This window comes from Hyphomonas atlantica corrig. (assembly GCF_000682715.1).
GTDB lineage: Bacteria > Pseudomonadota > Alphaproteobacteria > Caulobacterales > Hyphomonadaceae > Hyphomonas > Hyphomonas atlantica.
In genome coordinates this window covers 1-451 of sequence record NZ_AWFH01000054.1, presented here as the reverse complement: position 1 = coordinate 451, position 451 = coordinate 1, and the positions used below count along the sequence as shown (strand labels likewise).

Annotated in this window: 1 pseudogene; it reads right to left on the bottom strand. The window is 60.3% G+C overall.

The features are described from left to right. Window positions 1-451, bottom strand: a pseudogene (locus tag HY36_RS18565) (hypothetical protein); the annotation flags it as partial.

Genomic DNA, 451 nt, shown 5'->3' with positions numbered 1-451 from the left:
ACATTGTCGATCAACGTACCGCGCCCGTCATTGCGGCTCGTCTCCACAAAGGCAATCGTGTGATCCCCTTCCGTCAGCGCAACTTCCAGCTCAAACTGCTGCACGCTGCCCTGCACGCTCGTATCAACCGACGCAACGACCACACCATCCACAAGCACGTCAAAGCTCGCAATCCAGTTGTCATCCCGGCGCCGCGCATGGTCCAGGCTCAGAAGGTAGATCCCCTCCTGGCCCTCCGCCACCGTCACTGTCTGCTGGATACCGGAGTTCTCCCGGCCCGCCAGTTCAACCAGACCATTGCCCGCAACACCCAGGTCCGAAACCGCATTCTCCCCCTTTTGGATCTCGAGATCCCCCTGGATCGCAATCCAGCCCGGGATCGCATCGAACAGACCCCAGCCCGACGCCCCCGTAACAGGGTTGTCCTCAAAATCTCCGTTCTCGATCAGGT